Raw genomic sequence first — 12,722 nt, 5'->3', positions numbered from 1 at the left:
ATGGGCGGACGACGCTGCCTCCAGCTGGATTCCTCAGCTACTTGCTGCGGCCGCGGCGGTGCTCTGTAGCGCTGCTAGTCCGGGGAGCCGCGCTTGAGTCGGGTGTCGCGGGCGTGCCGGTGGGGCGCCGGGTGACGGTTGTCGACCGGCTGCGCGCCGCCGCGGTGCTGGGGCGGGTTGGTGAAGCTGGGGTGTTCGTGGACCTCGACTGTGGCTCGGCTGCGATGTCGGTGGGCAGCCACGGTTGCCCGGATCGAAGTTGTCTGTGGGCAGCCGCGTCCAGTTGGGCACGCGCGGTGTTCATGCCTGTATGGGGAACCGTGCGCAGGATGCTGGCGGCGGCTGTCTGTTCGGCCTCCACGACATCCTCGTAGTGCTCCGTGAGCCGTTCTACCTGGTGGCCCCGGAGAGGGTAGAAGCGATGCGTGGCCTCCGGGGGGCGATGGTCAATGTTGTCGGTCACCAGTGTGGATTCGATGCGCCTGATGATGGAGGGCATGGCCGTGGCGAGCTGCCATCCGGTTGCTGTCGCCCGGTACAGCGTATGCGTCAGTCCTGCCAGCCCTCCGGCGTCCGCGAGTACCTCGTGGGCTTCTCGCTCGGCTGGGCGGCCTGGCGTCTCTGGGGTCCAGGTCATGCCGTAGAGCAGCTGTCCGATGCGTGTCGCGTGCGCATGCGCTGTGATCAATGCGGGGTGCGGAGGGGTCTTGGGCATCTGGGTGAACTGCCCGCTGCGCGCGAGGTGATAGCCAGGCAGAGGCAGGTCCGGGTGGACGCGGGGGTCGGCGAGGTCAACGACCCGGTGCCATCGTGTCGCGCTCTGCGCCCAGGTTTGGGCGGCCGCCCGCAGCTGGCCGGCCGCCGCGCGCAGTGGCTCGGCGGTGTGCGGATCGGCGTATGCGGCGGTGCGGAGGAGGGCGCGGCCGGACAGCAGATGGCTCAGCGCGCGCCATTGCGCTAATTGCTGCATGTCGGAGCCACTCAAGCCGGGCTCGCCTCGGCCGTGCAGGGCTTCGAAGGCGACCCGGGACAGGCGCTCGCAGTCGTCGGCCAGATGCGCGGTGATGCTCTCGGGGGCGTCGGTGGACAGGGCTGGGCGCGGATCGAGCGGCGGCACGAGCGGGAAGGCTTCAATGGCCGGGTTCATCTTGTCGCTGGTGGAGCGGCCGAGGACCGAGGCTTGCGCGAGGCTTCCACGTGCGATGTACAGCTGTACCGCGGTGTTCTCGTTGGCGACGGTCTCGCTCAATGCCTGGGCCACTCGGGCAGCTCCCCAGGCTAGTTCTGCCGAGCAGTGCACCAGGTATGCCCGGGCTGGACGTTCGGTGAATGCCAGGGCGTACGGCGTCACAGGGACCCGGTCCGGCCCGCGATGGCTGGCGATGAGATCTTGGACGGCCGCCGTCGCCTGGACTGTCCGGGCCAACGGTGTGTCGTGATGCAGGGTGGTTACCGCGTCATCGAGGGTGGGCAATCGTCCAGCCGTGCGGCGTAGGGCGCTCTGGGCGGTGGCCAGATGGGTGGCAGGTCCCGGGTTCGCTCGTCGGGGGCGTTCGCCGACGCTCTCCAGCGTGGTCTGCAAGTGCTGGACTAGGTCGGCCAGCTGTCGTACGACAGCGGCCTGCTCCCGGGCATCTTCCGGCATGAGGGTGTTGGAGAGTACCTCGCGCAGGTTGCGGTTGGCTGCCGCGTGCAGCTCTCCGAGCGTGGTGGGCATGACTATCGTTCCCGGGTGGCGAGGAGTGCTTCGGCGGCGATTGCCGCCTTGCTGGCAGCCTCCTGCGCCGCCGCATGCCAGCCGTCATCCGGTCCCCGGCCGGCGGCTGCTTCTTCCAAAGCAGCCTGGACGCGGCGCAGCAGTGTCGCGTAGGGCGTGAGACCGTCCGCACCGGGGGGCGGAGGCGGCACGTCGATGGGGTGACCGGACTCGGGCAGTGGCAACAGGCTCCGGCCTGCCGTACTGGCCTGTGCGGCGATCAGGGCTTGGACCTCGTCACTTTCCTCTTCGAAAGCGATGAAATGTGCCACCCATTCGGCCGCGGCGAAAGCCTCCCATGCGGCCGCCAAGACCTGGGACTGGTCCGCAGAGTCAAGGGCGTCTTCCAAGGGCTTCAAGATGTTGGGCAGCGACATTTACGCTTCCCCCTCTTCTTGCTCGGCAGGGTAGTGATCGTCTCATTCGACTCAAGCAGCACTGGGTGGCCTGTGGATAACCGCTGCCCTGTGGGCAGTGCCGGAGGGTCGGCATGGGCCATGGCGACGGACGCGTCGGGTTCCTTCGCCGGGTAGTTCAGGACTCTTGCATGCCGCATGGCGCCGTCAGCGTGCCGCCGAGGGACACGAGTTGGGGCATCGCAGAGCCAACTCACCCTAGAAACTCACCTCTTAAGAGGTGAGATGTGGTTACGATGGAGCCATGACCACCGAAGCCGTCGCCCTCATCCCCGAGCCCACACCCGCCCCGACCTTGGAGGCCGTGCCCGACCTGCCCGCCGAGGTCACGGTCGCCAAGATTGCCGCCGGAGTCACCTCCGCCCTGGTGGACGCGTGGGACGCGATCCGCGCCCGCCACAAGGACGTCCCCGAGGCCGTCATCAGCATGGCCACCGGCGGACGCGCCAGCCAGGTCGAGCTGGCCCACTTCGCGCCCCGCCGGTGGAAGCTGCGCGAGGGGGACGACGTCCACCACGAGGTATTCGTCACCGCCGAGTCGCTCGCCGACGGCGCGTCCAAGGTCTTCGGGTACCTCCTGCACGAGGCCACCCACGCGGCCAACGAGGCGCGCGGCGTCAAGGACTGCTCGGCGAGCCAGTACCACAACAAGGAGTTCCGGAAGATGGCCGAGGCGATGGGTCTCGTCCAGCGGGCCGACGTCGGCGAGAAGTGGAAGAAGAAGTACGGGTCCGCCGGAACGGAGATGGGAGAGGAGGCGGCGAAGACGTACGCCAAGGAGATCGCCGCACTCGACAAGGCGATGCACGCCACCCGCACCCCCGACATCTTCGCCACCCGCAGCGGCGGCGGCAGTAAGGGCGGCGGGGCCGCCGAAGGAGCGGGCACCGACGACGCCGGCGCGGACGAGGAGGCGCCGACTGGGAAAAAGGAGAAGGAGGACCGCAACTACGTCAAGGCGGTCTGTCAGTGCGAGCCGCCCGCGGTCATCCGGGTCTCCCCGAAAACCTTGGAACGCCGCAGCATCATGTGCGGCGACTGCATGGAGAACTTCGCACCGGAGTCCGCCTGAGACAGTTGGTCAATCTGGCCAGATAACCTGCGGGCCCCGGCGGTCCCCCTTCAAGGGGGAGTCGGGGCCCGCGTCGTTGTGCGGCTGCACCGCCGTGGCGCGTCAGGAATGAGCGCCTACAGCAGGGTCTTTCCTGGTCAGCGACCCGCGATACACGAGCCCTCTCCGGCGGTCAGGATGCGGCTGACGGCTTGCAGGATGTCGGCGTGGTCGAACGCCAGGGCGCCATCGTCCAGGGCCGCACCCAGGTCCACCCACCGCACGTTCGCCGCGTCGTCGGCGGCCACCGCGACGGTACCGGCGGGCACTCGGGCGAGGTAGGCGTCCGTGCTGTACCGCCCGCGCGGGTCACGGCCGGGAGCGTCGAAGGTACCGATCGGGGTCAGGTCGGCGGCCGCGACCCGGACACCCGTCTCTTCGGCCAGCTCCCTGGCAGCGGCGCCCCGGGAGTCCCTATCCGTCGGGTCCACGTGCCCGCCCGGCAGGGCCCAGCAGCCGATGAACGGCTCCCAGCGACGCTCGATCAGCAGCACCCGGCCGTCCGGGTCGACCGCCACCACGTCCGCCGTGTAGCGCCACGAGTCCTCCCCGCCGGCGGGCGGCTGCGAGAGCACGGTGTCCCGGCGGGCGTCCCAGCCGGTGCAGTGCGTCGTCTCCCGGCCGTCCTGGTCGAAGCGGACGGTGATGTCCCACACGGGCCAGACGCCGAGCGGGCGCGGGCCCCGCTCGATGGCGAGGACCTCGTACGCACTCGCGGCATCACCGTGGTTGTACCGGCCGCCGATGACGCGGGGGCCGACCTGGGTGGCGATCCACTCCTCCCAGGTCATCTCGAACCCCTCCTCGCGGTCGCCCAGCAGCTCGGCGGGCATCGTGCCGTTGCACTCGTTGCAGGTGCTGCGGGCGGAGGGGTTGACGGTGCCGCAGGTCGCGCACGTCCACGACGGGCGGCCGCAGTCGTGGCAGGCGTCGTACGTCGCCGGGTTGTCGGCCCCGCACGTGCAGCCCCACGCGGTGCGCGAGCGCTTCGCGGCGGCGAGGTCGGTCTCATAGGTACCCATGGATCTCCTTCTCGTACGGGCCGGGGGAGTCCCGGCCCGGGGTGGTGGTCTATCTGGCCAGATAAAGTGCGCCTACACGGCCCGCAGGCGGCGCGGGGAGCGGGCCGGGGGCGGGTTACCTGGGTAGGTGGGAATGTCCGGTCAGTGCTTCGGCCGCGCGTGGATCGGGATGTGGATCTCCCCGCCGCCGCAGTCGAAGTCGGCCCACTGGTGTTCGGGGGCGAGCATCCATCCGTGGTCCGTCGCGGCGCGCACTGTCTCCCGGATCGCCTCGGTCCTGCTGGCGTAGTCCCCGAGCGCCACGGACGCGAGCGGCAGTTCGAGGTCCGAGGTGTAGGTGTCCACCGAGGCCAGCCACCTCCCGGCCTGGATGATCAGGAGGTGCGTGGCCACCAGACCGGCGCTGGCAGCGAGTTCGAGGTATCGGGCGTGATCGGTCTGCATCACCAGCCCCTCGTACCCCGGGAAGTAGTCGCCGAGGTCCCGGTGCGCCTCCTGGTCGCCTTCCTGTGCCTTGCGCAGTACGGCGACGGCATCCGCGATCCGCTCGGGGGCGAGGACGTCGTTGGACACGGTGGCTGCTGCCGGGGCGGATTCGACCTGCGTGACGCTCTCCCGGAGCAGGGCGGGGACGGGCGGGCGCGGGACGGCGGGGAGGTTCCAGTTGACCCACTGGCCGTTCTCGACCGAGCCGACCATCACCATCACCGGACCGTCTTTCTCCTGCCGGGCGAGGGACACCTGCACCCGTGTCTCGTTGTAGATCCGGGGATCGACCGTGGGGTCGGCGAACTCCGTCTCGAACGGTGTGACAGTGAGGTCGTCCTCGCGCTCGTACGCGGCCACCAGGCGGTCGAAGTCCTCCTCGGCGGTGGCGAAGAAGTAGGCGTGCCGTCGGGACGGGTCGGTGACGCAGGCGAAGCGGACGTTCGGCGCGGGAGGCGGGTACACGGTGGCTCCTGTCGGGGTGGGTTCGATGTGGTGCACGGCGGTGAAGCCCTCCCGGAGCAGGGCGTCCGGGGTGGCCTCTCGCGTGAGGTTGTGCTGCCAGCGCAGCGTGTCGTCGGGGACGCGCCGGTTGGCCGGCCGCGCCGCGTTGCGGGCCAGGCAGGTGACGAGGTCGGGCAGGAAGCGCAGGGCGACGATGGGGCGCCCGTGCCGGCGGGCCCGCTCCACGAGCTGCGCCCGCACGTGCGGCTCCACGTTCGTGCTGTCGAGGAAGACCGTCGACCCGGCGCCCAGGTGCTGCTCCAGGAGGGCGTTCTGCCGCTCCACGGCGGCCGGGGTGACGGACTGGTCGCCCGCGTCCCCACCGATCTCGCGCCGCAGGGAGTCGAGGCAGACCACGGCGTCGACCGCCGCGGTGTCGGCGTACGTCGACTTGCCCGAGGCCCCGGGGCCCACCGCGACCAACAGCGTGCCGGGGACCAGGTCGAGAGCCGGGACGACCAGGAAGCCCGCGGCCGCCGTCATCCCTGCCCCCCGGTCATCCGTTCCACGGCGGCGGCCAGTTCACCGCGCTCGGCGGCCTCCTCCGCCTCGGTCAGCCGCCGCAGGGCGTCCGCGACGGTGACCTTCGGGTCGACGCGGGCGGCCTCCGTAAGCGGCTGGTTCAGCGCCTCGTAGCCGGTGGTGTAGCCCTCGTGGTAGCGGCACGGCCGGTCGAGTTCGCCGCAGGCCGGGCAGTTCTCCCAGTCAGCGGCGTCGTACGGCTCGATCTCCATGGGCACGTCGCCGGTGGGCGGCAGCTCCAGCGCGGCGTGCGGCCGGGCCACGCCGAGGACGCGCTGGGACCAGTCCGCGGGCAGCGCGCGGACCTGCATGGCGAGCGCGGCGGCCACGGCGGGCTGGTGCTCGATGAGGTGCTGCCACAGCGTGTCCGCCGTGGTCAGCGCGTCGGGCGATAACGTCATGTCGTCTCCTTCTGGGCGGGGGTGGCGGGGGAAGGCAGGTTGATGCGGACCCGGGAGACCGGGCGGTCACGGCCGCAGACGAGGCAGGCGGCGTCCGCCCGGCGGGCGTTGTTGGTGTCGCAGTCGGGGCACTTCCAGACGGGTTCCGTCGGCGCCCCCTCTGGCTGCACGCGCCGGTCGGGAATGCGGGTGGTCACGGCTGCTGGCCCTCCTCGTCCGACCTCATGTCGTCTTTTCCTTTCACCTGGTCACAGTTGGTTGGGTTCGAGTTCGAAGCAGAGGATGTTGACGTCCTCCAGGAGCAGCTCGGTCCGTGCCAGGACGGAGTCCTTGATGTGGGCGATCAGCGCGTTGCAGATTTCGACGCGGGTGGTGGTGGCAGGATCACGGACCACGGTGCCGTGGTCGCCGACTGTCACCTGGTCGCGGTCGGGCCCGAGGGTCCCGCTGAGCGTGATGACCCAGTGGTACTCCACCTCGTGGTTGCTCACTGCTGCTCCTCCTCGTTCTGCTGCTCCTCGCCGTCGCGGCGCACGGTCGTGCCGCCGAAGGGGCCGGGCGGGATGCTGACGGTGCCGTCGGCCAGGTTCTGGAAGACGGTCCGGAAGACGGCCGTGTCCTCGCGGGTCATGGTGTAGGCGATGGCCTTCTGCCAGGAGGGGTGTTCGGGGTTGTAGCGGGGAGTGACGGGGGCCCTGGTGCCCTCGGGCCACCAGCCTCTGCGTACGCCGCGCGGCACCGCGCGGGACAGGGCGATGGTCGGGCCGCGCAGTTGGCCGTCGAAGGCGGCGCGCAGTTCCTCGGCGTCCTTGTCGCCGTCGGCCTCCACGACGAGCTGGACGAACCGGCGGGCCTTGGCCGGCAGGTCCACGAGGTAGAGGAGGGCTCGGTCGGTGTCCCACTCGGTGCCGACGCTGACCGCCAGTTCGTGGCGGTGGTCGGCGAGCAGGGCGAGCAGCTTGCGCTCGAACTCGGGCGAGGCGCCCTCGATGACGATTTTCACGATGCTCCTGGTCAGAATTGGGGAACGAGGTCAGGCGGCAGGACTGTATTCCTCGGGGCGGGTGCGCAGGGCCGTGAGACGGCCACGCTGGGCTCCGATGCCGAGGTGGGCCAGCGGAGTGTGGGCGTGCGACCAGACGGCCAGGGCGCGGCGGGTGTATGCGCCCGGGGTGAGCAGGACGACGTCGGCGCCGATGAGCCCCATCTGGGAGGCCTGGTCCCGCAGTTCCTCGGTGGTGATGCTGCCGGGGTCCTTCCAGGTGTGGTCGTAGGGCTCGATGACCTTCTTCAGCGGCAGCAGGCCGTGCAGCGCGCTGAGCACCAGGACGGTCCCGCCGCGGGCGGTGAGGGCGTCGGCGGTGCGGCGGGCGTGGGTGTGCAGCGGGCCGGTGTAGATCTTCCCGGCCTCGGCGGGGCGGTCCAACTTCCGCCCGGAGCAGGGGATGACGACGACCGGCCCGCGGGGCGTCCGGGTCGGGGCCGGGACGTCGAAGAGGCTCAACTGCTCGCCGTGGGAGGGCTGGTGGAGCGGCCGCCGCGCGGCAGCCGGGGCGGGCGCGGGGGCGGCCTCGTCGAGCAGCCGGACGGCGTCGGCCGGGTCGTAGGCGTGGCGGATGTCGACCCAGCCGTACTCGCCCAGGCCCCCGGCAATGGCCTCCGGCTGCTCCCAGGGCGGCAGCGCGGGGTCGGGCGCGGGCACGGAGCCGGGCTGCGGGCCGGTCAGTACGGCTGTGATCACCCGGACCGCGTGCCAGCGCCAGGTGCGGGCGTGGCAGCGGCGCTCGCGGGGGGTGAGGGCGGCGAAGAAGTCGGCGTACGCGCTGTGCCGGGTCCAGGTGCCGTGCATCCGGGCGGCCCAGGAGGCCAGCGACTCGACGTGCTCCAGCACCCGGGGCAGGGCGGCGGTGTAGCGGGCCACCTCCTCGGCGTCGCCGGTCACCCGCAGCGCTCGCCCGCTGCGGTCTAGGCGGCGGGCGGTCAGACCGAAGCGGTCGGCGACGGCGAGGGCGGCCTCCGCGCGCTGCGCGCCCCGGCCGGCGGCGTAGGGGAAGTCCAGGCGGACCGCCGCACCGCCCCCGGCGCGCAGCTGGAGACGGTCGGCGACGACGTGCCGCGCGCAGCTCGCGACGTACCGGGCCGCCGACGCCTCGCCCCACCCGGTGTCCCACAGCGGGCGGCGGGCCCGCGTGCCATCCGGGCGCCGGAGATCACGATCCTCGTTCCGCAGGGCGGCCCTACGGGGGATTCCGGCCCGATTCTCCTTGTTCTGCATGTGCCGAGCATGGCGCGGATGTCCGGCTCTGTCTAGTCCCAGCAGAATCTTGGCGAAATTCTGCACTCGTTCGGATGATGTGGTGGCACGGTGCGTCTCGCCTCGGATAATGTGCCATATCCGAGGTGATAAACCGGACATGACGACAGGTCACCGAACCGGTCCGCCGACCCGGAAGGAATCGCATGCCCGTTCGACGCAGCGAAACCGTGCCGACCGCCACGTTCTACCGGTGGCAGAGCAACGGTCAGAAGCAGCTCGCCGCCTTCCTCGCGCACGGCGCGAAGGCCGACCTCCCGCCGCTGATGTGGACGCTCGCTTCGAGCGGGGCCCTCACCGGCGAGGCCGACGGCCTCAGCTACACCCCGGAGGGCCAGCGCACCGCGGTCGAGCAGTGGGCCGCTCACGTCGGCGCCACCGTGAGCAGTCGGACGACCAGCGACGGCCGCGAGGAGCTGTACGCCGGGTGGAAGATCGGCAAGGGCATGGACGAGGTCGGCGGATGCTTCCGCGCCACCATCTTCCTGGACGACGACGACCCGCAGCCGGAGAACCGGTGAACGCGCCGGCGGTGGAGGCAACTCCCGTCTGCCCGGGGCAGCTTGAACTGTTCCGCGTGCAGGCCCGCCCGCACATCATCATCGACTGCGCCCGCCCCGACGGCGGCCCGCTCACCGACGCCGACTTCGAGCACCTCGCCCGGATCGCCCGGGCCGCCACCACACGAAAGGGTGACTGACCTCATGCCGCTGTCCGTACCGCTCCTCCTCGTACCGGGAGAGCCGGACCGCCACTACACGGTCCACCTGCACCGCGTGCGCTGGAGCGTCGGCGCCGTCTCCGCGCCCCTCACCGCCGAGCACCTCAAGGAGCTGGAGGCCAACGCCCAGCGTGGCCTGCGGATGGTCTCCGAGTGCATCGCCGCCGAGCTGGAGGACGCCGACGTCGAGGTCACCGAGAACCTCGACGGATCTGCCGAGGTCGTGGCCCGCGTCCTGTGCGCCGAGGACGACTGTGCCGCCGTCGCCGAGCGCTACCGCCGCAACGCCGACGAGGACGTCGAGGCCGAGGCCGCGCGCAAGTGGGCCGCCACCAAGCTCCAGGACCACACCGTCCAACTCCTCAAGCTGCGCGATGAGTTGGAGCGCACCACACCCAGCAAGACCGCCACGGACATGCTCGCCGCCCTGCTGGCCGTCCAGCAGGAGCGCACCGGCGGTCAGGCCGACCGTGTCGTGCTGTGGCTGGACGAGGCCGCCGACCTGTTCCGCGAGTCAGGCCTGTTCCCCGACCAGACCCCGGAGGGCGTGCGGACGGAGATCGAGCGCCTGATCCGCACCGGCCGCAAGCCGTACCCGACCGAGGACGAGGGCGCCGAGAGGAACCTGCACCGCGTCACGGACCTGGACCGTGCCGCCAGCACGGTGAGGTGGGTGGGTCCGGCCCGGGGGGCGACGACCCCGACGCTCACGGCCGAGGGGCGGGCCCACCTGGACCTGCCGAACGCCTTCCACATGACGCCCGAGCACCTGGTGCGCGAGACGGAGACGCTGGCCCGCTCCGTCATCGCTGGTGAGACCCGCACCCTTGGTGTGCGGCGGCTCGCCGAGCTGTGCGGCGAGCTGGCCCGCCGCCACGACGCCGAGCCGCAGCCCCGGCCCTGCCCGGGCCCCGGCGGGTGCCGCGAGGACGACGACCCCGCGCACGACCTGGTGCACCGGATCGGTCACCGGCCCCGCGCCGTGGCGGCCGGCGAGGTGCGGGCCGCCCGCATCACGACGGGCCCGATGATGCCCCTGCACACCCTCCCGGAGACGCTCCCGGAGGACGACACGTCCCTCGTGCTCGTCTACCGCAAGGACACCCCGGGTCTTGGTCTGCTGGACGCCCTTCTCTCCGGCAGCGAGAACGCCGTGCAGGGAGCCATCACCGGCACCCTGCGGTGGCTGACCGCGGACGGGAAGTGACCGCATGAGCAGTTCCGACGCCATCGCCGCCCACCTGGAGTGGCAGCCGTTCGCCCACCGGCCGGACTGTGCCAAGCCCGTCTGGGAGGTCGACCAGCAGACCGTCGCCTCCAAGCTGCGCCCCCGCCGGGAGGGTCCGGAGCACTCCTGCCCCAACGAGGAGTGCGGCCACCGCGACCACTACGACCGGATCAGCCTGCGGGTGCTGTGCCGGTCCTGTGGCACGGCCCACCTGATCAGCGGCGAGGAGTACACCACCCGGACGACCACCACCGTGCGCACCGGGTACGGGCAGCCCCCGAAGCGGGTGGCCGGGCTGTGGCTCTACCCCGGCCCGCCGCTGCTCGACCTGCGGGGGTACGACTCGCCCGGCGCCTACCTCTGCTCCCGGAACAAGGTCGACCGGCTGTCGGAGGACGACATCGTCGGCACGGTCACCGAGGGCCGGGGCAAGCGCGGCGGCACCGTCTGGCACGCCGCCGTCGGGCCCGACTTCCGCCCGCCCGCCGGTGGCCTCTCGGGCTACGCGCTGTGGGCGAAGACCAGCGGCGAGAAGCCGTTCACCAGCGTCACCGCGGCGGCGAAGTGGGTGGCGGCCGAGCTGGACGCGGCCGCCGTGACCGAGACCCAGGAGGACCAGAAGCAGTGAGCGACACCGAGCAGATTGACGGCACTGCCGTCGTCACCGCGTACTTCGAGGACCGGATCACCGAGGCGCAGAAGGAGGTCGAGGAGGCCCGAGCAGCGCTCGCCGCCGCCGAGGCCAAGGTCGAGCAGCGGCAGGCCGAGCGGGACACGTTCGTCCGGGACGGCTTGCTGCACCCGGCCACGTACAACAGCGAGACCGGACAGCCGCAGTGGGCCTTGTGCCAGTGGGCGCAGACCCGCAGTGCCCGCGTCGCCTTCAAGGGCCTGACGCCCGAGGGTGACGCCGTCTTCAACCGGCTGCGGGCCGAGGAGAAGGCGGTCCACCAGTGGCTGCGGGAACGCGGCTACACCCTCCCGGCGCCATTCCGGGAGGAGGTCGCCGAGTGACGACCACCCAAGAGCACGGGACCGAGCTGGAGCCGGTGGAGGTGGTCGACGCCGAGCTGGTGGACGACGCCCCCGGCGCCGGCGAGGTCGCCGTGCCCGACCCGGTGGACGCTGTCCTCGCTGCGCTGGACGCGGATGCCGAGGAACACCTGCACCGCATCCGGCCGAAGAAGACCAAGGACGGCTACGCGCGGGACTGGGAGATCTGGGGGGAGTTCCACGACTGGCTCGCCGAGCGGACCGGCACCCGCCTGCCGCACAGCAAGGTCACCGTGGGCACCTTCGTGTCGTTCGTGACGTACCTGGACCAGGTGGTCGAGGCGCCGCCGAACACGATCGAGCGCCGGATCACCGGCGTCACCTCGGAGGCCCGCAGGCACGGCTACACGGTCCCCAAGGAGGCCACCGAGGCGGCCCGGCGGGCGCTGAAGCCGCTCAGGCTGGACGAGAAGCGGATGAAGCGCGGCCGCGGCAAGGCGGCCGCCATCAGCCCCGCCGACCTGCGGACGATGGCCAACGCTCCGCGCGAGCGTCAGCCGCAGCCGACGGCCCGACGGCGCGTCGTCTACCGGGTGCCGGAGCTGGCCCGACTGCGGGACCAGGCGCTGAACTCCCTGAAGCTGGCCGTGGCCGGGCGCAACGAGGAGATGTCCCTGCTGGACGATGCGCACATCCAGGTCGTGGACGAGGGCCTGAAGGTCACCGTCCCTTCGGTGAAGGGTCGCCCGCCCCGGACCGATCCCGTCACCTACGGCGAGAACCGCGCCTCCTGCCCGGTGCGCTGCTGGCTCGCGTGGAAGGAGGCCAAACTGGCTGCCGGTGCTGCCCCTGACGGCCCGGCGTTCCTGCCCGTCGACCAGTGGGGCCACCTGGGCTCCGCACGGCTGTCGCCGGACGGAGTGGGCCGCGCGCTCGCGCGCTGCGCGAAGTACGCGGGCCTGACGGGGCGCCGGATCACCGGCCACTCCGCTCGGCGCGGTCTGGTCACCACCGGCATCAAGAAGGGCAAGCGCATCGACAAACTGCGCCGCCAGGGCGGTTGGTCCGCCAATTCTCCGGTGTTTTGGGAGTACGTGGACGAGGGCGAGATGTTCGAGGACGCACCCACCGAGGGGATCGGCTTCTGACCGACGGAATCGCCCTGTGAAGCTCTGACGCCCGATCACGCCCGCCCGGACGGCACAGGCCGCGGTGCCGTCCGGCGCGCGACTAGCGCGACCCCCTACT

General features: G+C 71.5%; 16 protein-coding genes. 7 read left to right on the top strand and 9 right to left on the bottom strand.

Going from position 1 to position 12,722, the window contains the following annotated elements; translation table 11 throughout:
* Positions 1 to 37: 37 nt before the first annotated feature.
* Together AMK11_RS35945 and AMK11_RS35940 are read right to left on the bottom strand one after the other, a co-directional pair.
* Entirely contained in the window at positions 38 to 1,717 is a 1,680-nt protein-coding gene (locus tag AMK11_RS35945; RefSeq protein WP_073732334.1) for a hypothetical protein, read from the bottom strand.
* A gap of 2 nt (positions 1,718 to 1,719) precedes the next feature.
* Positions 1,720 to 2,133: a hypothetical protein gene (locus AMK11_RS35940; RefSeq protein ID WP_073732333.1), complete on the bottom strand. Its 414-nt coding sequence runs from the start codon at positions 2,131 to 2,133 to the stop codon at positions 1,720 to 1,722.
* 283 nt (positions 2,134 to 2,416) lie between these two features.
* Here AMK11_RS35940 and AMK11_RS35935 point away from each other — a divergent pair, with 283 nt between their 5' ends.
* Positions 2,417 to 3,244 carry a hypothetical protein gene (locus AMK11_RS35935; RefSeq protein ID WP_073732332.1) on the top strand — a complete coding sequence of 276 codons (828 nt, stop codon included), beginning with the start codon at positions 2,417 to 2,419 and terminating at the stop codon, positions 3,242 to 3,244.
* A 137-nt stretch (positions 3,245 to 3,381) separates the two neighbouring features.
* Here the strand turns inward: AMK11_RS35935 and AMK11_RS39180 are convergent, their stop codons facing one another.
* From AMK11_RS39180 to AMK11_RS35900, 7 genes are all read right to left on the bottom strand, one after another.
* Complete coding sequence (locus AMK11_RS39180) at positions 3,382 to 4,305, bottom strand: NUDIX domain-containing protein (protein WP_338012674.1); 924 nt, start codon at positions 4,303 to 4,305, stop codon at positions 3,382 to 3,384.
* 141 nt (positions 4,306 to 4,446) lie between these two features.
* On the bottom strand, positions 4,447 to 5,778 hold the full coding sequence (locus AMK11_RS35925) for an ATP-binding protein (protein WP_073732331.1): 1,332 nt from the start codon (positions 5,776 to 5,778) through the stop codon (positions 4,447 to 4,449).
* Entirely contained in the window at positions 5,775 to 6,218 is a 444-nt protein-coding gene (locus tag AMK11_RS35920) for a hypothetical protein (protein WP_073732330.1), read from the bottom strand. The genes AMK11_RS35925 and AMK11_RS35920 overlap by 4 nt, the downstream gene beginning before the upstream one ends.
* Positions 6,215 to 6,415 carry a hypothetical protein gene (locus AMK11_RS35915; RefSeq protein WP_073732329.1) on the bottom strand — a complete coding sequence of 67 codons (201 nt, stop codon included), beginning with the start codon at positions 6,413 to 6,415 and terminating at the stop codon, positions 6,215 to 6,217. Before AMK11_RS35915 ends, AMK11_RS35920 begins: the two co-directional genes overlap by 4 nt.
* Before the next feature lie 51 nt (positions 6,416 to 6,466).
* Positions 6,467 to 6,709, bottom strand: coding sequence for a hypothetical protein (locus AMK11_RS35910; protein WP_073732328.1), 243 nt, complete (start codon positions 6,707 to 6,709; stop codon positions 6,467 to 6,469).
* Positions 6,706 to 7,221, bottom strand: a complete 516-nt coding sequence (locus AMK11_RS35905; RefSeq protein WP_073732327.1) for a hypothetical protein — start codon at positions 7,219 to 7,221, stop codon at positions 6,706 to 6,708. Before AMK11_RS35905 ends, AMK11_RS35910 begins: the two co-directional genes overlap by 4 nt.
* Positions 7,222 to 7,251: 30 nt before the next feature.
* Positions 7,252 to 8,493, bottom strand: a complete 1,242-nt coding sequence (locus AMK11_RS35900) for a DUF6884 domain-containing protein (RefSeq protein WP_073732326.1) — start codon at positions 8,491 to 8,493, stop codon at positions 7,252 to 7,254.
* Between the two features lie 185 nt (positions 8,494 to 8,678).
* Between AMK11_RS35900 and AMK11_RS35895 the strand changes: the two genes are divergently transcribed.
* Genes AMK11_RS35895 through AMK11_RS35870 form a run of 6 tightly spaced genes read left to right on the top strand, consistent with a single transcriptional unit; the run spans position 8,679 to position 12,622 of the window.
* The gene (locus AMK11_RS35895) at positions 8,679 to 9,053 is read left to right on the top strand and encodes a hypothetical protein (RefSeq protein ID WP_143194616.1); all 375 of its coding nucleotides are present in this window, start codon (positions 8,679 to 8,681) and stop codon (positions 9,051 to 9,053) included.
* Positions 9,050 to 9,232: a hypothetical protein gene (locus AMK11_RS35890; protein WP_073732324.1), complete on the top strand. Its 183-nt coding sequence runs from the start codon at positions 9,050 to 9,052 to the stop codon at positions 9,230 to 9,232. The genes AMK11_RS35895 and AMK11_RS35890 overlap by 4 nt, the downstream gene beginning before the upstream one ends.
* A 4-nt stretch (positions 9,233 to 9,236) precedes the next feature.
* Positions 9,237 to 10,460, top strand: coding sequence for a hypothetical protein (locus AMK11_RS37740; protein WP_073732323.1), 1,224 nt, complete (start codon positions 9,237 to 9,239; stop codon positions 10,458 to 10,460).
* A gap of 4 nt (positions 10,461 to 10,464) precedes the next feature.
* Positions 10,465 to 11,109, top strand: coding sequence for a hypothetical protein (locus AMK11_RS35880; protein ID WP_073732322.1), 645 nt, complete (start codon positions 10,465 to 10,467; stop codon positions 11,107 to 11,109).
* Complete coding sequence (locus AMK11_RS35875) at positions 11,106 to 11,495, top strand: hypothetical protein (RefSeq protein WP_073732321.1); 390 nt, start codon at positions 11,106 to 11,108, stop codon at positions 11,493 to 11,495. Before AMK11_RS35880 ends, AMK11_RS35875 begins: the two co-directional genes overlap by 4 nt.
* Entirely contained in the window at positions 11,492 to 12,622 is a 1,131-nt protein-coding gene (locus AMK11_RS35870) for a hypothetical protein (protein WP_073732320.1), read from the top strand. The genes AMK11_RS35875 and AMK11_RS35870 overlap by 4 nt, the downstream gene beginning before the upstream one ends.
* Positions 12,623 to 12,722: the final 100 nt, after the last annotated feature.

It is taken from the genome of Streptomyces sp. CB02414 (genome assembly GCF_001905385.1).
GTDB lineage: Bacteria > Actinomycetota > Actinomycetes > Streptomycetales > Streptomycetaceae > Streptomyces.
The sequence above is the reverse complement of the archived record's forward strand: the minus strand, read 5'-3'. Positions and strand labels throughout refer to the sequence as shown.